A 16,204-nucleotide genomic window follows, 5' to 3' on the forward strand; every position below is an offset into this window, starting at 1 on the left:
CGAGGAGCATTCACGTGACATCGCCGCTCGCCACGACCCATGCCCAGGACAATCACGTCCCCGCGGACATCGGCGCGCGGCTGACGAGCCTGCTGGCGAACCTCGTCGCGCGACGCGGGATACACCACGCCAACCTCGCCGTCACCAGCGGCGACGGGAAACAACGCTGGTCCGCCGCCGCCGGCCGCCCGCTGTCTCCCGACACCCCGTTCTTCATCGCAAGCATCACCAAACGTTTCATCGTCACGCTGGTGCTCCAGGCGCACGAGCGCGGCGAACTGGAGCTGGACGCTCCGATCAGCCGCTACCTGCCAGGGGAAGTGATAACGGGACTCCACGTGCTCAAGGGGGTCGACCGGACGTCCGCGATCACGGTGCACCACCTGGCGAGTCACACCTCCGGTCTGCCCGACCACTTCGAGAGGCGTCGTGACGCCCCCAGCCTGTACGAGCGCCTCGCCGCCGGCCGGGATGTGGCCTGGACCTTCGAGGACACGATACGGACCACGCGCGAGCAGCAGCGCCCGCACTTCGAGCCGCAGGACCTCGACGCCGCCCGGCAGAAGGCCCGCTACTCCGACACCGGCTTCCAGCTGCTCATCCGCATCCTGGAGACGGTGACCGATCGGCCCTTCCCCGACCTGCTGACCGAACGCGTCCTCGCTCCGCTCGGCCTGGAACACACCTGGCTCCCAGGACGCCGCCCACCGGACCCGGCGACCCCGGCGCCCTCGCCGCTCTACGCGAGACAGCGCCGCGTGGACCTGACCTCGTTGATCGAGTCCAGCAACGACCTGTTCAGCACCACCGGCGACCTCCTCACCTTCCAGCGAGCGCTGCTCGACGGCGAGCTCTTCAGCGACGCCCGCTCGCTGGAGCTGCTCACCGGGCGGCGCAACCGGCTGCGCAACATCCCCGTCCTCAAGTACGGACTGGGCACCATGTTCTACAAGGTCGGCCGGCTCGTGTCGCCGGGGCGGCGCCCGGTCACGCTCGCCGGCCACTCGGGAGCCACCGGGACGTGGCTCTTCCACTGTCCGGAGCTCGACCTGCATATGGCCGGCACCGTTGACCAGACCAAGGGGCAGGCCGTCCCCTTCCGGGTCATGGCGCGGTGCCTGGACGCCTGGCGCACGTGAAGGTGAACGTCCATGGCCTGCTGGCGGGAACAGGGGCGCAGGACCATCGCGACCTCGGGATCAGCCGGACTCCGCGAGCAGATGCACGACACCGGCCGGGTTCTTGATCCAGTGGGTTCTGGGATCGAGATTCTCCAGGGCTCGACCTCGTCACACGGGTGGATACCGCCGGCGGCCAGTCCGGTCACTGCCGCGTCCAGGTCATCGGTGTGCCCGCGCGGGGCGAGGTCACGGGGACGATCCGGGTGGCGGCCTTTCGCAGTGCGGCCTTCCACCTGCTGCCCGGGGTGCTGGTGCGGTTCGGGCAGCGGTATCCGAAGATGACGGTGACCGTGCGGATCGTGCCCGATCTGGGGCGGGGGTCGCGGGGGAGGCGGCGGACGGGCGCGCCGGGGTGGTGATGGCGATGGTGGGGCACGGACTCGGCGCGGCGATCGTGCCCAGGCTGTCCACGGTGGGCGCGCCTGCCAGGATCGCGACGGCCGAGCTCGGCGACGGTGCGCCGCAGCGCCACGTGGGCCATGTGACCACGCCGGAGCCGGCCGGCCGGCCCCCATTCCCGAACACCACGATAACGGCGCAACGCCTCTCGCCCACCGGGAACGAAGGCCCATCGATCAACGACCTCCCGCAGTTCGGGCTCTGTGAGCCAGGCATGCCAAGCGATCTCCGACGGATCCGGAACCAACGGCTCGGTGATCACAGCCTCGTGCACCCCGAACCACACAGGGCTGACCCCGTCCCGGCACAGGAACGTGAACATGAAACGCACCGGAACGCCGGCGCCCAACTCCTCGGACAGCTCGCGGGCCGCCGCGTCCTCATATGACTCGCCCACGCCCACGGCACCGCCGACCATCACGTCATAGCGGCCGGGAAAGCGAGGGTGCCGCTCCGCTCGGCGCAGCACCAGGATCCGCCGCATCGGATCGCGACAGATCGTCGTCGCGATCCGATGCAGCCATCGCCGACGCTCCGCCTCCGCGCGATCCACGACTCCCAGCACGCGGTCCAGCTCATCCACTCGCTCGACCATCTCGCCCATGCGGGACACGATCGCAGGCACCACCGACAACCTGCTCCACGAGCACCCCGAGCCGGCGATCCGCGTCACCCGCTCTGCCCGGACTCGTCAAACGCCCTTCAGGACACGGTCAAGCGCCGCCCGGCCCGCGGGTCCCCAGTTCGGCTTGCCGCCAGGAAGGCCCCGATCCCCGTTCTGCCCCATGAGCATCAGGAAGAGGCTCTTCATGGCGGCCAGGCCGCGAGCGCGCCGGATCGCCGCCTCGTCCGCGTGCGCGTACGCGCCGAAGAACCGGGCGGCCGTGCCCTCGGGGAGCAACATCCACGCGGCGCCGAGGTCCCACGCGGGATCGCCGGCGAACAGGGCGCCGAAGTCGATCACGCCCGAGAGCGTCCCGTCCGAGACGACGACGTTCGCGGGATGGAGGTCGCCGTGCACCCACACCGGCGGGCCCTCCCACTCGGGGGCCGCGACGGCGTCGGCCCAGACGGCCCGGACGGCGCGGACATCCCCGACGGTGCCGGGGTCGATGGCCTGCAAGAACTGCTCGAAGCCACCCGTGCACCGCTTGGGGTGAGCGCCGAAACCCGAACCGGCCGGCGCCTCGGCGGGCGCCTTCACGTGGAGTGCCTGGAGGAAGCTCGCCAGCGCGTCGGCCGCGTGGGCGCCGCGGCTGATCGAGGCCTGGTCCAGCGGCTCGCCGGGGACCCACGTCATCACGGTCCAGTGCTTGGGGAAGCGCTCGGACGGTTCGCCGTACCGCACCGGGGTCGGCACCGGGAGCGGCAGGCGCGGAGCCAGCACGGGCAGCCACCGCCGCTCCTTGAGCTGGAGCTCCGGGGTGGGGTCCATGCGCTGCATGCGTACGGCCAGCTCGTCCCCGAGGCGCCACATCTGGTTGCCCCAGCCGCCCGCCACCTCGCGAACGGCCAGCCCCGCAAGGTCCGGATGTTGCTCGCGCAGCAGGTCGCGGACCAGATCCGCGGTGATCTCGGTGTCGGTCATGCGCAGCCACTGTACTGAGGGAGCAGGGGAGTGACAGGCCGGAAACCTTGCGACGGAACGGCCCGGAGTTCAGGGACGCCTGCCTGGGCAACCCGGAATTCCTGCCCCAGCACCCCGCACGATCGCAGGACGCCCGCATAATTGGCTCGCCGTGTCAGCGGGGATGCCGATGTAATACCGCCATGCGCATCACCTCGGAAACCGTCGCCGACGGCATCCGCGAACAACTCTTCACCATCGGAGACATCCCCGGGGTGCTCTGGACGCCCGCCGAGGGCTCCGGTCCCCGTCCGCTGGTCCTGATCGGGCACGGCGGCGGGTCGCACAAGAAGGGGTGGGAGGTCGTCTCCCGCGCCTTCCCCTACGTCACCTCCTGCGGCTTCGCGGTCGCCGCGATCGACGCGCCAGGCACCGGCGACAGGCCGGAGCACCCGCAGATCCGGCGGCTCGTCGCGCTCATCCAGGAACGAGAGGCCGCGGGCGAGCCCTTCGGCCCGGCGTGGCCCGCCCTCAACGAAACCGTGGCGGCGCAGCTCATCCCCGACTGGCAGACCACCCTGGACGCGCTCCAGAAACTGGACTCCGTCGGCGACAGCCGGCCCGTCGGGTACTACGGCCTGTCCTCGGCCGGTGAGATGGGCATCCGCCTCGTCGCGGCCGAACCCCGGATCACCGCCGCGGTCCTCGGTCTGATCGGAAGCGACTGGCTCACCGGCACCGCGGCGCGGATCACGATCCCGGTCGAGTTCCTGCTGCAGTGGGACGATGAAGGCAATCCGCGGGATTCAGTCATGAAGCTGTTCGACGCACTCGGCTCCGCCGAGAAAACCCTGCACGCCAACCCGGGCAGCCACTTCCGGGTCCCGTCCTTCGAAATCGACAGCTCGATCCGATTCTTCGCCCGGCACCTGGGCAGCCCTGGCGCCGCGAGCGGTTTCTGATACTGCAATGACCTCCCTTTCCGCCGAAGGCGACTTGACAGCCTTCGGGAAACGCCTTTGTGTTTCGCTGGGAGACAGTGACGTAGGCTATTTCGTATCGGTTCCGGTATTCGTGGAAGCATCAGCCTCATGCCTCTGGCTCGCGGCGGCCCTTCGAGGGGGAAGCGATGTTGAGAAGACGGATCACGATCTTCCTGAAGGTGCTCAGCGCATCACTTCTGTTCTTCGCTGACATGTCTCCGGCTCTTGCGAGCGCGCATCGCCATGGCCCCGCAACCTACATCACCAACAGGCTGTCCGGCCTGCCGGCGAACATAAGCATCCCCGCAAGCTGCTATATCCCTGACAACCCTGCGTGCGTCAACGGCACACCTGTGTTGCTGGGGGCGAGCAATACCAACACCTACTTCAACTTTCATGAGAAGGAAGGCGGATGGAGCGAGGTCAGATGGTTCGGGGACTACTGCCTGGATGTTTCGGGCTTCGGCACGAACAACGGGACCAGGGTGGTTCTCTGGCAGTGCCATGGAGGCCACAATCAGCTCTTCAGGCCGGAGATGTTCCAGATAGATTGGATCGGGGGCAACGATCCCGACACCAAGCTCCTGGTAAGCCGCCAGAGCGGCAAGTGTCTCGATGCTGCGAACGGATCCGCGCCGGCACCGCCAACGGTTGGTGCTCCCTTGCAGATATGGGACTGCATCTCGGAAACCGATGCGTGGAACCGCATCAATCAAGACTGGGATTTCCAGTGGTAGGGCAGGGAGCGGCCAACGGGTGAGCCTGGGCGGCGACGGGCGATCGCCCTTCCACCCGCTACGGGACGCTCGTCTGTGTCCGATCTCCAGGACCGCCCGCACAGCCCGGCCCGGCGGGGTGCGTTCTCCCGGCGGATCAGGCCTTTTCTTGTTCATCGTGTCCCACCCGTGCTCCTCCCCGGCCAGGGGGCCGCCCCGGCGGCCCGCCATCGGACCGTACGACGCACACCTGGAGGAGACACAGATGATCGATACTCGCCTGAGCGGCCAGAACGTCCTGGTCACCGGCGGAGCCGGGAACATCGGGGCCGCGATCAGCCGCGCGTTCGCCGCTGAGGGCGCCCGCGTCGCGATCCACCACCTCGCCCGGGACCGGCCCGCGCCCGAGGGCGTCGAGCAGGCGTACGTCACCCCCGCCGCCGACGTGGCCACCGCGCTCGCCCGCGAACTGGGCAACGGCGCCTACACCGTCAGCGCGGACCTGCCGGAGCCCGACGCCGCCGCCCGGCTCGTCGACGAGGCCACCCGCCGGGCCGGGCCGATCAACGTCCTGGTCAACAACGCGGCGCACTGCGAGGTCCCGGACGGCGTCGACACCCTCACCCACGGCTCGCTGGAGCGGCACTACCGCGTCAACGCCATCGCCCCGGCGCTCCTGACGGCCGAGGTCGCGCGCCGGCGCCGCGGCGACGAGCCCCTGTGCGTGGTGAACATCTCCACTGACGCGGCCCGCGCGTTCCCCGGGCAGACCGGCTACGGGACGTCGAAGGCCGCGCTGGAGGCGCTGACCCGCTCCAACGCGCTGGACCTGGCCGCGCGGGGTGTCCGGGTCAACGCCGTCGCGCCCGGGCCGGTGCAGAGTCGTAGACCGTGAGGCTGACCCGCGGGTCGCGGGCAAGGTTCTTCGCCTTTCCGGCGCCCTGCCGTGGCGGAGAACAGCACCGCGTCTCCGTCCCGCTCGATCCAGACGACCGAGGTCTGCGGTGCGCCGTCCGGGTCGAGCGTGGCGACGGTGGCGAAAGTCTTCCCGTCCAGCAGCCTGCGCGTCCGTTCGTTGAACGTCACTGACACGGACTCGCCCTCCTGTTCAAGTCCGGAAGGAGATCTGTGAGATCTTCAGGTCGAGTACCGGAGCGAGAGGTCGCGACGCGGCGAGGCAGGGGACGGCGTCATGCCGGGTCCTTGATCTCGCAGATCGCCGCACCGGCCGCCACGGTGGCGCCCACCTCGGCGGACATGCCCACCACGGTGCCGTTCCTGTGCGCGGTGAGCGGCTGCTCCATCTTCATGGCCTCCAGCACGACGATCGTGTCCCCGGCGCGCACGCTGTCGCCGTCGGCCGCCACCAGCTTGACGATGGTGCCCTGCATCGGACTGATGAGGGTGTCCCCGCCGGGCGCGGCCTGCGCGGCCCGCGCGGCGCGGCGGCGCTGGGGAGCGGCTCTGGAGATCACGGGACGGGTGGCTCCTGGCCCGGCGGGCAGGACGACCTCCAGGCGTTTGCCCGCCACCTCGACGGTGACCCGCTCCCTCTCCTGCGTCCGCGCCACGGCGACCGGCCCGGCGTAGGGGGAGATCCGGTTGTCGAACTCGGTCTCGATCCAGCGGGTGTGCACGGTGAACGGCTCCGCGGTGAAAGCCGGGTCCGTGACGACCGCTCGGTGGAAGGGCAGGACGGTGGGCAGGCCGTCGATCTCGAACTCGGCCAGGGCACGGCGCGCCCGCTGCAGCGCCTGCTCCCGGGTGGCACCGGTGACGATCAGCTTGGCGATCAGGGAGTCGTAGGCGCCGGGCACGGTCTGGCCCTGCTCGTACCCGGCGTCGAGCCGGACACCCGGGCCGGCGGGGGAGCGCCAGCGGGCGATGGTGCCGGGGGCGGGCAGGAAGCCGAGGCCCGGGTCCTCGGCGTTGACGCGGAACTCGAGTGAGTGGCCGCGCGGGGGAGGGTCGTCGTAACCCAGAGGTTCACCGCCGGCGATGCGGAACATCTCGCGGACCAGGTCGATTCCGGTGACCTCCTCGGTGACCGGGTGCTCGACCTGCAGGCGGGTGTTGACCTCCAGGAAGGAGACGGTGCCGTCCTGGCCGACGAGGAACTCGCAGGTGCCCGCGCCGGCGTAGCCGGCCTCGCGCAGGATGGCCTTGGACGACTCGCGCAGCAGCGCCTCCTGCCCGGCGGTGAGGAACGGGGCGGGGGCCTCCTCCACCAGCTTCTGGTGGCGGCGCTGGAGTGAGCAGTCGCGGGTGGAGACGACGACCACGGCGCCGTGGGCGTCGGCCAGGCACTGGGTCTCGACGTGCCGGGGACGGTCGAGGTAACGCTCGACGAAGCACTCGCCCCGGCCGAAGGCGGCCACCGCCTCGCGGACGGCGCTGTCGTACAGGCCGGGGATCTCCTCCAGCGTGCGGGCCACCTTCAGGCCGCGCCCGCCGCCGCCGAACGCCGCCTTGATCGCGATCGGCAGCCCGTGCTCCCGCGCGAAGGCCACGACCTCGCCGACGTCCGCCACCGGGTCCGCGGTGCCGGCGACCAGGGGCGCGCCGACCTTCTGCGCGAGGTGGCGGGCCCGGACCTTGTCGCCGAGTGCGGTGATCGCCGAAGGGGGCGGGCCGATCCAGATCAGGCCGGCGTCGATGACGGCCTGGGCGAAGGCGGCGTTCTCGGCGAGGAAGCCGTAGCCGGGGTGGACGGCGTCGGCGCCGGAGCGGGCGGCCACCTCGATGATCTTCTCGATCGACAGGTACGCCTCCCCGTCCAGCGCGTACGCCTCGTCGGCCAGCCGGGCGTGCGGCGCGTCGCGGTCGGGCTCGGCGTAGACCGCCACGCAGCCGATGCCGGCGTCCCGGCAGGCCCGGATGATCCGGACGGCTATCTCGCCGCGGTTGGCGACCAGCACCTTGCGCAGGCTCACAGGTGTCCTCCCGGGTTCCATCTCGACTCCCGCCAGCCGCTCGGGCCGGGCAGGAGGGGGCGGCGCAGCGGACGGCGGGGGCGGCGTGTCACGGACGGCGGTGCGGGCGCCTGCCGCGCGGCGTGCAGGGCCACGACGAGGGCGGCCAGCTCTTCGGCCGTCGGAGAGCCCTTGGTGATCTTCACAGCGGGATGTTCCCGTGCTTCTTGGGCGGCAGGGCGTCGCGCTTGCCGCGCAGCAGCCGCAGCGCCCGGATCACCTCGCGGCGGGTCTCGCCCGGCCTGATCACCTTGTCCACGTAGCCGCGCTCGGCCGCCAGGTACGGCGTGGCCAGGGTGTCCTCGTACTCGGCGACCAGCTCGGCGCGCAGCACGTCGGGGTCCTCGGCGGCGGCCAGGCGCTTGCGATGCAGGATGTTCACCGCGCCCTGGGCGCCCATGACGGCGATCTGCGCGGTGGCCCAGGCCAGGTTGACGTCCGCGCCCAGGTGCTTGGAGCCCATCACGTCGTACGCGCCCCCGTACGCCTTGCGGGTGATCACGGTGACCAGCGGCACGGTGGCCTCGCCGTAGGCGTACAGCAGCTTGGCGCCGCGCCGGATGATCCCGTTCCACTCCTGATCGGTGCCGGGCAGGAAGCCGGGCACGTCCACCAGCGTCAGCACCGGAATGCTGAAGGCGTCGCAGGTGCGTACGAACCGGGCCGCCTTCTCCGAGGCGTCGATGTCGAGCGTCCCCGCCAGCCGCAGCGGCTGGTTGGCCACCACCCCCACCGGCCGCCCCTCGACGCGGCCGAAGCCGACCAGGATGTTGGGTGCGAACAGCTCCTGCACCTCCAGGAACTCGCCGTCGTCGAGCACGGCGGCGATCACCTCGTGCATGTCGTAGGGCTGGTTGGGCGAGTCGGGGACGAGCGCGTCCAGGTCCGGATCGTCCGACAGGTCCGCTTCGACGTGCGGGTACGGCGGCTCGTCGAGATTGTTGTCCGGCAGGTACGCCAGCAGCGCCCGCACGTAGTCGAGGGCGTCGTCCTCGCCGGAGGCCAGGTAGTGAGCGACCCCGCTGCGGCTGTTGTGCACCCGCCCGCCGCCCAGGTCCTCGAACGTCACGTCCTCGCCGGTGACCGTCTTGATGACGTCCGGGCCGGTGACGAACATGTGCGACGTCTCGTCCACCATGATCGTGAAGTCGGTGAGCGCGGGCGAGTACACGTGGCCGCCCGCGCACGCGCCCATGATGAGCGAGATCTGCGGGATCACCCCCGACGCGCGGACGTTGCGGCGGAAGATCTCCCCGTACAGGCCGAGCGAGACCACCCCCTCCTGGATCCGCGCCCCGGCGCCCTCGTTGATGCCGATGATCGGGCAGCCGTTGCGCACCGCCAGGTCCATCACCTTGCAGATCTTCTGCCCGTAGACCTCGCCCAGCGAGCCCCCGGCCACGGTGAAGTCCTGCGAGAACACGCACACCTGGCGCCCGTCCACCGTGCCGTAGCCGGTCACCACGCCGTCGCCGTGGCCGAGCGACCCCTTGGCCAGCGCGTCCAGCTCGACGAACGAGCCGTCGTCCAGCAGCCGCTCGATCCGCTCGCGGGCGGTCAGCCGGCCCTTGGCGTGCTGCTTGGCCGCCGCCCGCGCCTCACCCACGTGAACCGCCTGGTCGAGCTGTTCCTTCAGGAGGGCCAGACTGCCCGCGGTGCTCTGCGCTGCCATCCATCACCCCGCGAAGAGGACTGAGTTTCACGATTACGGTACTCAGTGTCGATTCTCCGGGGCAAGCCCTCCCATCCGGAAGAATGAATCCCGTGCCGACACCGCCCATTCGCCAGCGCCTGGCCGAAGCCGCCGTCGCCCTGTTCGACGAGAACGGTTACGACGCGACGACGGTCGACGACATCGCGGCCCGTGCCGGCGTGAGCCGCAGCACGTTCTTCCGCAACTACCGCTCAAAGGAAGACGCGATCTTCCCCGACCACGACGCGCTGCTGGCCAGGATCGACGCACGGCTGCGCGCCTCCACCGCCGGCACCGCGATCGTGGCCATCACCGACGCCGTCCGGATCGTGCTCGCCCACTACGTCGAGGACGCCGAGGTCTCGCTACGCCGCTACCAGCTCGTGCGCCAGGTGCCCGCGCTCCGCGATCGCGAGATCGCCAGCGTGGCCCGTTACCAGCGGCTGTTCCGCGAGTTCGTCGGGAAGTGGCTCGGCGACTCGCCTGACGCCGGGCTGCGGGCCGAGCTCATGGCCGCCTCCGTCGTCGCCGCGCACAACCAGGTGCTGCGCGGCTGGCTGCGCGCCGGCGGCAGCTACGACCCTTCCGGCCGGCTCGACCACGCCCTCGGCTACGTCATCGCCACCTTCCGCCACCTCGAACAGCCCCAGGACCAGAGCGAGCAGGTGGTGGTGGCGGCCTTCAGCCGAACGGCGTCGCCGCAGGCGGTCATGGCGGCCATCCAGCAACATCTGGAGTCCCGCACCTGACGGGCGGCGCACCCGCCGCCCTGATCCCGGTCAGGTGCAGATCTGCGGCTCGCTCGGCATCTCCGGGGACGTGCTGCTCGGCCGGTTCCTGCGCGAGGTCCGCCCCTTCCGCGTCTACGACGGCCCGACCGAGACGCACAAGTGGGCCATCGCCCGCCGGGCACTGAAAGACGCGGCGCCTGCGTCGCCGGCGTAGCCAGGTGAACCTGAGCTCCCTGAGAGGCCCGTTGCGATCCCGGCGCGGCGGGCCTCTCCTCGGGCTCCGGGTCAGGTCGGCTCAGAAGAAGTTCAGCCGCAGTGCACGTTGTCGAGGTCGATGGTCTTTCCGGCCACTACCGTTCCGGACACGTCGATGCACTGGCCGGGCGCCGATACGTACACGGGGCCGGCCGGGGCAGCGCCCACCACCAGCGTGGTGGAGGCAGCCAGGACCGCCCCGGCCAGGAGGTCGCCAGCTTGCGTGCGCACACGGAATGTCCTTCTCTGTTGAGTTGATCTACATCGTAAAGGCGGCGGGTTGGGATGCAGCCATTTCTCATCACCAAGAAAAGCGGTACGGGCTTCGCCCGTACGCTCCTATAAGGAGCTCCTCGCACAGATCCGGCCCGCTGGATCTCGTAAGATCACGAGATCCAGCCCACGCGAGGGAAGTCAGCCCGTCACCGGGGGTTCAGACGGAAATTCGCTGGCCCGCGCGGTGCGGTCCGGCTCACACTGGGACTGTGGTTACGGATTGTGTCCGGTTGCATCGGGATCTGTGTGGGGCGCTGGTCCCTGGTGTCGGCATGGAGGCGGTGGCGGCGGAGTTGTCCCGGGTGATTGCGCCTGTGGTGCCGCATGACGCGTTGCGGTGCGGGACGAGCACTCCGTCGTCGGGCGTGGGTATCACCACGCTGGCGTTCTGGCACGGGTACACGCCTGACCTCGGCCGCGAACTGCTCAGGGCGGATCGTGTAGGCGAGTACATGGGGGAACTGGCTCATCTGGCGCGGCGGCAGGTTCCTGTGACGGTGACCCGGCGGCTGGGGCCGGGCATGCGTGATCGGCTGGTGGACGAGCACGGGGCCGGCGAGGAGCTGTGCCTGGCGTTGCGGTCCGCGCGGGGTGTGTGGGGGGTGCTGTGTCTGATGCGGGCGGCGAGCGGCCGTCCGTTCGACGACGTGGACGCGCGGCGGCTGGCTGACGTGGGGCCTGCGCTGGTCGCGGCGTTTCGCGGCTACGTGACGGCCTCGCCGAGGAGATCCGTGCCGCCTGGGCCGCCGCCGGGCATGCTCGTCGTCGGGGCCGACAGCCGGATCAGGACGATGACGTCGCAGGCGCAGCCGTGGTTGGAGGCGATGAGAACGCACCTGGCCGTACCGGGGTGGCTGGCTGACTGCTCGTTCTCGTGTCTTGCGGCGGCGGCGCGCGAGCTCCCGCGGCATGTGCGGCTGTGTGTCCCTTCGGTGGGATGTGGCTGGTGGACCACGATCGAGGCTCAGCGGCTCGGTGACGACGGTGACGTGGCGGTCATGATTCAGCTGGCGAGCGGCCAGTCGTTGATGCCTTCGTTCTGCGACTGGTATGGGGTGACCGCTCGTGAGCGGCAGATCATGCAGCACCTCTACAGCGGGTCCGCGCCCAAGCAGATCGCTCGTGAGCTCGATCTGTCCCTTTACACGGTCGGCGACCATCTCAAGGCTCTGTTCCGTAAGACGGGCACGAGCGGACGCGACGAGCTCATCGCGTCGCTCAACATGTGACGTCCCTGGTGCGGGTGCGCCGGAACGGAGGTTGCCCGGTGGCGATCGCAGGTCCGGCCCCGCGCCCAGCGCGTCGTGAGGTTGGGGCCGGTGTTGTGTGGCCGTCGGCAGCCCTCATGGGGAGGGAGGGGCATGGCGGGCCGCCGAGGTCAGGGTGTTCTCTCGTTGGGCGGAGGGGGGGAACGGCCGGTCAGGGTGTGGTGAAGAGCCACCACTGGGGGGTGCCGTTCTGCGCGCAGAAATACGATGCCCATTGACCGGCTTGCTGCCCTTGGTTGCCGGCTACCCAGCAGACCTCGTAGCTGGCATAGGGGCCGTACGTGGACTGGGCGGTCGCGGGGGCGACGCCGGTGCCCAGCGCCAGGCAGGTGGCGGCGGCGAGAGCGGCGAGCAGGCGGGTTCGGTGATTCATGGTTGTTTCCTTTCTGTGATGTCGTTTTCGGGGTTTCTCTCTCCGGAGGGTCCGAGTTTTCGTGCATCGCTTGGAAATGCCTGCGCGCCGGAGCGCGGGTGGATGCGGTGAGGTCAGATGTTGTGCGAGAAGTCTCCGCCGAAGCCGGCGATGTAGACGTGGCTGTCGATCTGACCGGCGGCGAAGAACATTGAGATCCCGCATCCGAAGTTGATGCCGTCGCGGCCTACGGGGAAGACGTTGTTCCCGCTCAGGCCGTGCGCGTGGTCACCTTCGATCTTGAGGTCGTCTCTGGCCAGGATGCGGTTCGGGCCGTCCCAGACGTGGACGTGGAGGAGCGAGCTGGTCTCCCGTGCGTGGAAGAGGATGAGCACCCTGTCCAGGGTCGCCCGGCGGTCCTCGACGATGACGGGGGTGGGGATGTTCAGGTGGATCCAGTCGCCTCCGTTCGCCGGGAGCGAGAAGGTCACGCCGAATCCTTGGCGGAGCGCGCTCGTGCCGGGGTTTTCGGCCACGGCCGTGAAGCCGTGTTGCCATGAGGCGTACGTTTTGGCCATTGTTTTCTCCTTGTGGTTGTTGGCTGGCTGTTGATGTGGGTGATCTGGAAGTCGGACGCGTTGGGCTGCACGGTTTTAGTGCTTTTTTGGTCCGGCTCTTCCTGATGGCTCAACGATAAAATTCTTTGGGGGAAGTTTGATATCCCTAAGGTTCGGGATGCACGTTTCCGGATAACGCGCATCTATAAGGCAAATTGCCACCAAATGGCGAGCCTCCGGAAACCATGGAGGCCTTTTCGTGCTCGCCTGCGGTAGCGGTGTGCGGGCCGTGGCCGGCTCGGGCTTCGCCGCCGTGTTGTCCTGGCCGGCGGGAGGCGTGGCGGCCAGGGCCTCGTGCGGTGTGCCCGGTTCGCGCCTGCGACGCGGCATGCCTGCAAGGCCGGTCTCCGCCGGGGTGCAGCGTCAGTGCTCCTGCACGGCCGGGCGGCGTGTGCCTCGGGACCGGCAACTGCCGACCGAGGGGCAGCCCCCGCCGCCGGCTCCTCTGATCGTTAACATGGTGACATGACGCGCCAGGATGCCGCCTCCGCCGTGCCCGTCGGTACGCTCTTCGGCGTTCCCGCCGGTCAGGACCTGTCCGCGAGCAGGCTGGCCGTGATGGGGGTGCCGTTCGACATGGGGTACCACCCGACCAGGGTCGGCGCGCGCTCCGGCCCCGCTCACGTGCGGACGCATTCCGCCCTCGTCGCGGAGCACCTCGACGGGTTCGGGGCGGACCTGCTCCAGGAGCTCGGCGTGGTCGACCTCGGGGATGCTCCTGTGCTGCCCGGCGACGTCGCGAAGAGCTTTCCGGCGATCGAGGCCGCGGTCGCGCGGATCCTCGTGGCGGGTGCGGTGCCGCTGACTCTCGGCGGCGACGGAGCCGTGACGCTGCCTCAGCTCCGCGCGTTGAAGCGGCACCGGGCCGGTGACTTCGCCGTCCTGCACTTCGACGCGCACACCGACGCCTACGACGGCATCTACCCCTACGAGTACAACAACGCGAACACCTTCGTGCACGCCGTGACGGAAGGGCTGATCGACCCTGCCGAATCGATGCACGTCGGAATGCGTGACACCAGCCACCGGGGTCATCCCGGGATCGTGGGCGTGGCCCGTGACCTCGGCTACGAGGTCGTCACGATGGACGAGTTCACCGCCATGGGGGTGCCCGCGCTCGTCGAGCGGATTCGTGAGCGTTTCGCCGGTGTGCCGGTCTACCTGTGCTGGGACATGGACGTCTTCGACCCCTCCGCCGCGCCCGGTGTCGTCACTCCGTCCTGGGGCGGGATCACCGTGCGGGAGGGGCTGGGCGTGCTGCGGGGGATGCGCGGGCTCGAGTTCGCCGCCTTCGACATCAACACTGTGAGCCCGCCGCACGATCATGCGGGGCTGACGGGCAGCCTCGCGGCCCAGGTGGCGATGGAGTGCGTGTTCCTTCGTGACGCGATGCCGCGTTAGCTGCCCGGCCGGAGGGCAAGCCGCTCCGGCCGGGATCATGCCCTGCGTTCAAGCCGTCGCCCGCGGGGGCGGGTCCGGGTGGTGCCCGCCTACGGTGATCAGGCTTTCAGCGTGCATTCGACCTTGTCGCAGGCGCCGCGGAGTTTCGAGCCCGCGTTCATGTTGCAGTTGATCACGCCGGTCACCCACTCCAGCAGCACGTGGACGAACCCCACCTCGCCGAGCGCGGCCATGATCTGGGCGCCGCCTCCCTGGTCGTCGTTCCAGTAGAAGACGACGGTCTGGATGATCCGCGCGGTGATGTCGTTGATCTTGTTCAGTACGGCTACGTGCCGCAGGTCGTCCCTGCGCAGCGCATGGAAGTGCAGTATCTGCCCGTCGATCTTGTTGGCGTTCTCCAGCTCCGCGGCGAGGTTGCGGAGCACGACGCGGCGCGGCTCCAGCGCGCTGGACGTCTTCACCTTCGACTTGAAGCCCTTCGCCGCGGAGCGCTCCATGGCGGAGGCGGGCTTGGTGAACAGCTCCAGCAGCTCGAACGAGACGTCGTAGACCTCATTGGCCGGCGCGGCCGAGGCCAGCGCTTCCAGGCGCGTCACCAGGTCGTTGTAGTCGGCGAGGACGGCGTCGTTCGCGTTCAGCTGGTGCAGCCCCTGAACGTAGGCGTTGCGCCAGACGAAGTCCGGGCGCGTGGTCGCGATCTCGATGACCAGATCCTGGACGTCCTTGAAGTCCTTGCCCTGTACAGTGATCATGAGTCCCCCCTCGGGTCTGTGCCCGGACCCCCCAGAAGAACGTAGGGGCAGCTCCTGTCCCGCGGCCAGCAGCAGTCCGCTGTCGCCGGGGAGAGCGAACTCTGGCAGCCCGGCAGTGCCGGCGAGCACTGCGTACGACCCGGCGCTCGTGCACAGGATGCGTTCCTCCGCTCGGGTCGCTGCGGGCGGCGAACCGTGTCGTGCTCCCTGCGGCGATCAGCTCGCCCCGACCGATGCGGGGCTTGATGCTCTCTGTCCTGATTCTGCGCGGCCGGTCGCGAGCGTTACCGGCGACACGCCCAAAGTCGCAGGTCACATGCTGTACGGCGACACCATCCCGACACGCGTTACCCATCTGAGATGTTCACTTCTGTCTCCGCCTCGTTCCCCGGCCAGGCCGAACGCCTGGCCCGGGGCGGAGCCAGAAGGGCCGCCATGCGCCGTCTCGCTCTCCCCGCCGCCGGCGCCGCCACGCGGCGGCTCCTCGCCCCGCTCCACTCTGGCCGGTGCGTGCGAGCCGCTGTCCGGCCGGTGGCTGAGCCCGTACGGCGGATGGCCCTGGGGGAGATGCTCGCCACCTGCTGACCATCACCCGAGACCGACCCACACCGAAGGAGCACTCATGCGCACAGCCGTCCGCACAGCCGTCCGCACAGCCGTCCGCACAGCCGTCCGCACAGCCGTCCGCACAGCCGTCCGCACAGCCGTCCGCACAGCACTCGCCCTGATCGCCGCCACGAGCTGCGCTCTCACCTCCACCCCGGCCGTGGCCGCGGCACCGGCAGGTAACGCGCCCATGTGCGTGGCCGTCTGGCAGACAACGGGACGCATCACCAAGACCGGGTACGCCCGTAACGACTGCGCCTCCCGGCTACGACTGAAGCTGATATGGGCCCGCGGAACAGACAGCGCATGCCAGACGGTCGACCCAGGCAAAACGATCTGGCATCAGGTCCCTCGAGGCGTCCGTTCGTTCGACGGCGCGGACACCTGCTAGCACGACGCGAAGCCGCGAGGGCGATGCCCTGCTCGTCCGCGAGG

The 16,204-nt window shown here is 69.7% G+C and carries 18 protein-coding genes and 2 pseudogenes; 10 read left to right on the forward strand and 10 right to left on the reverse strand.

Annotated features, from left to right (window positions below; all coding sequences use genetic code 11):
* Positions 1–14: 14 nt before the first annotated feature.
* Both HD597_RS20135 and HD597_RS66795 read left to right on the forward strand, forming a co-directional pair.
* Complete coding sequence (locus HD597_RS20135; protein ID WP_253744206.1) at positions 15–1,139, forward strand: serine hydrolase domain-containing protein; 1,125 nt, start codon at positions 15–17, stop codon at positions 1,137–1,139.
* 245 nt (positions 1,140–1,384) lie between these two features.
* Complete coding sequence (locus HD597_RS66795) at positions 1,385–1,540, forward strand: hypothetical protein (RefSeq protein ID WP_372513621.1); 156 nt, start codon at positions 1,385–1,387, stop codon at positions 1,538–1,540.
* Between the two features lie 224 nt (positions 1,541–1,764).
* On the opposite strand, the pseudogene HD597_RS66800 reads toward HD597_RS66795, so the two are convergent.
* Positions 1,765–2,184: pseudogene (locus HD597_RS66800) on the reverse strand (NUDIX domain-containing protein); the annotation flags it as partial.
* An 87-nt stretch (positions 2,185–2,271) separates the two neighbouring features.
* Complete coding sequence (locus HD597_RS20145) at positions 2,272–3,168, reverse strand: aminoglycoside phosphotransferase family protein (protein ID WP_253744208.1); 897 nt, start codon at positions 3,166–3,168, stop codon at positions 2,272–2,274.
* A gap of 182 nt (positions 3,169–3,350) precedes the next feature.
* On the opposite strand from HD597_RS20145, the gene HD597_RS20150 reads away from it, so the two are divergent.
* The 3 genes from HD597_RS20150 to HD597_RS20160 all read left to right on the forward strand — a co-directional run bounded on the left by HD597_RS20150 (position 3,351) and on the right by HD597_RS20160 (position 5,741).
* Positions 3,351–4,109 carry a dienelactone hydrolase family protein gene (locus tag HD597_RS20150; RefSeq protein ID WP_253744209.1) on the forward strand — a complete coding sequence of 253 codons (759 nt, stop codon included), beginning with the start codon at positions 3,351–3,353 and terminating at the stop codon, positions 4,107–4,109.
* Between the two features lie 167 nt (positions 4,110–4,276).
* On the forward strand, positions 4,277–4,867 hold the full coding sequence (locus HD597_RS20155) for an RICIN domain-containing protein (RefSeq protein ID WP_253744210.1): 591 nt from the start codon (positions 4,277–4,279) through the stop codon (positions 4,865–4,867).
* A gap of 244 nt (positions 4,868–5,111) precedes the next feature.
* A complete protein-coding gene (locus HD597_RS20160; protein ID WP_253744211.1) occupies positions 5,112–5,741 on the forward strand; it encodes an SDR family NAD(P)-dependent oxidoreductase in 630 nt (209 codons plus the stop codon).
* Between the two features lie 41 nt (positions 5,742–5,782).
* On the opposite strand, the pseudogene HD597_RS20165 reads toward HD597_RS20160, so the two are convergent.
* From HD597_RS20165 to HD597_RS20180, 4 genes and pseudogenes are all read right to left on the reverse strand, one after another.
* Positions 5,783–5,938 (reverse strand): annotated as a pseudogene (locus tag HD597_RS20165) (pyridoxamine 5'-phosphate oxidase family protein); the annotation flags it as partial.
* A 98-nt stretch (positions 5,939–6,036) separates the two neighbouring features.
* Entirely contained in the window at positions 6,037–7,773 is a 1,737-nt protein-coding gene (locus HD597_RS20170; RefSeq protein ID WP_253759414.1) for an ATP-binding protein, read from the reverse strand.
* Between the two features lie 2 nt (positions 7,774–7,775).
* Complete coding sequence (locus tag HD597_RS20175; RefSeq protein ID WP_253744212.1) at positions 7,776–7,964, reverse strand: acyl-CoA carboxylase epsilon subunit; 189 nt, start codon at positions 7,962–7,964, stop codon at positions 7,776–7,778.
* Positions 7,961–9,490 (reverse strand): acyl-CoA carboxylase subunit beta, encoded by a 1,530-nt coding sequence (locus tag HD597_RS20180; protein WP_253744213.1) that lies wholly within the window; start codon positions 9,488–9,490, stop codon positions 7,961–7,963. Before HD597_RS20180 ends, HD597_RS20175 begins: the two co-directional genes overlap by 4 nt.
* 92 nt (positions 9,491–9,582) lie before the next feature.
* Between HD597_RS20180 and HD597_RS20185 the strand changes: the two genes are divergently transcribed.
* Both HD597_RS20185 and HD597_RS20190 read left to right on the forward strand, forming a co-directional pair.
* Positions 9,583–10,260 (forward strand): TetR/AcrR family transcriptional regulator, encoded by a 678-nt coding sequence (locus HD597_RS20185; protein WP_253744214.1) that lies wholly within the window; start codon positions 9,583–9,585, stop codon positions 10,258–10,260.
* A gap of 34 nt (positions 10,261–10,294) precedes the next feature.
* Positions 10,295–10,456 carry an acyl-CoA dehydrogenase family protein gene (locus HD597_RS20190; protein WP_253744215.1) on the forward strand — a complete coding sequence of 54 codons (162 nt, stop codon included), beginning with the start codon at positions 10,295–10,297 and terminating at the stop codon, positions 10,454–10,456.
* 92 nt (positions 10,457–10,548) lie between these two features.
* Here the strand turns inward: HD597_RS20190 and HD597_RS20195 are convergent, their stop codons facing one another.
* Entirely contained in the window at positions 10,549–10,728 is a 180-nt protein-coding gene (locus tag HD597_RS20195) for a hypothetical protein (protein WP_253744216.1), read from the reverse strand.
* 317 nt (positions 10,729–11,045) lie between these two features.
* Between HD597_RS20195 and HD597_RS64640 the strand changes: the two genes are divergently transcribed.
* On the forward strand, positions 11,046–12,002 hold the full coding sequence (locus tag HD597_RS64640) for a helix-turn-helix transcriptional regulator (RefSeq protein ID WP_276082963.1): 957 nt from the start codon (positions 11,046–11,048) through the stop codon (positions 12,000–12,002).
* 190 nt (positions 12,003–12,192) lie between these two features.
* Here HD597_RS64640 and HD597_RS20205 read toward each other — a convergent pair whose 3' ends face one another.
* Positions 12,193–12,414, reverse strand: a complete 222-nt coding sequence (locus HD597_RS20205) for a hypothetical protein (protein WP_253744217.1) — start codon at positions 12,412–12,414, stop codon at positions 12,193–12,195.
* Positions 12,415–12,527: 113 nt separating this feature from the next.
* The gene (locus HD597_RS20210; RefSeq protein ID WP_308210664.1) at positions 12,528–12,971 is read right to left on the reverse strand and encodes a DUF6623 family protein; all 444 of its coding nucleotides are present in this window, start codon (positions 12,969–12,971) and stop codon (positions 12,528–12,530) included.
* Between the two features lie 504 nt (positions 12,972–13,475).
* On the opposite strand from HD597_RS20210, the gene HD597_RS20215 reads away from it, so the two are divergent.
* Positions 13,476–14,411 carry an arginase family protein gene (locus HD597_RS20215; RefSeq protein ID WP_253744219.1) on the forward strand — a complete coding sequence of 312 codons (936 nt, stop codon included), beginning with the start codon at positions 13,476–13,478 and terminating at the stop codon, positions 14,409–14,411.
* A gap of 98 nt (positions 14,412–14,509) precedes the next feature.
* Here HD597_RS20215 and HD597_RS20220 read toward each other — a convergent pair whose 3' ends face one another.
* Positions 14,510–15,163 (reverse strand): hypothetical protein, encoded by a 654-nt coding sequence (locus tag HD597_RS20220; protein ID WP_253744220.1) that lies wholly within the window; start codon positions 15,161–15,163, stop codon positions 14,510–14,512.
* A 796-nt stretch (positions 15,164–15,959) separates the two neighbouring features.
* On the opposite strand from HD597_RS20220, the gene HD597_RS67320 reads away from it, so the two are divergent.
* Entirely contained in the window at positions 15,960–16,160 is a 201-nt protein-coding gene (locus HD597_RS67320) for an alpha-amylase inhibitor (RefSeq protein WP_504928498.1), read from the forward strand.
* Positions 16,161–16,204: the final 44 nt, after the last annotated feature.

The sequence above is a fragment of the Nonomuraea thailandensis genome (genome assembly GCF_024172165.1).
Lineage (GTDB): Bacteria > Actinomycetota > Actinomycetes > Streptosporangiales > Streptosporangiaceae > Nonomuraea > Nonomuraea thailandensis.

Coding starts and splice junctions, on each gene's coding strand:
- HD597_RS20145 (WP_253744208.1), bottom strand. CDS start 3,168: ATGACCGACACCGAGATCACCGCGGATCTGGTCCGCGACCTGCTGCGC.
- HD597_RS20150 (WP_253744209.1), top strand. CDS start 3,351: ATGCGCATCACCTCGGAAACCGTCGCCGACGGCATCCGCGAACAACTC.
- HD597_RS20155 (WP_253744210.1), top strand. CDS start 4,277: ATGTTGAGAAGACGGATCACGATCTTCCTGAAGGTGCTCAGCGCATCA.
- HD597_RS20160 (WP_253744211.1), top strand. CDS start 5,112: ATGATCGATACTCGCCTGAGCGGCCAGAACGTCCTGGTCACCGGCGGA.
- HD597_RS20180 (WP_253744213.1), bottom strand. CDS start 9,490: ATGGCAGCGCAGAGCACCGCGGGCAGTCTGGCCCTCCTGAAGGAACAG.
- HD597_RS64640 (WP_276082963.1), top strand. CDS start 11,046: ATGGAGGCGGTGGCGGCGGAGTTGTCCCGGGTGATTGCGCCTGTGGTG.
- HD597_RS20205 (WP_253744217.1), bottom strand. CDS start 12,414: ATGAATCACCGAACCCGCCTGCTCGCCGCTCTCGCCGCCGCCACCTGC.
- HD597_RS20210 (WP_308210664.1), bottom strand. CDS start 12,971: ATGGCCAAAACGTACGCCTCATGGCAACACGGCTTCACGGCCGTGGCC.
- HD597_RS20215 (WP_253744219.1), top strand. CDS start 13,476: ATGACGCGCCAGGATGCCGCCTCCGCCGTGCCCGTCGGTACGCTCTTC.
- HD597_RS20220 (WP_253744220.1), bottom strand. CDS start 15,163: ATGATCACTGTACAGGGCAAGGACTTCAAGGACGTCCAGGATCTGGTC.
- HD597_RS67320 (WP_504928498.1), top strand. CDS start 15,960: ATGTGCGTGGCCGTCTGGCAGACAACGGGACGCATCACCAAGACCGGG.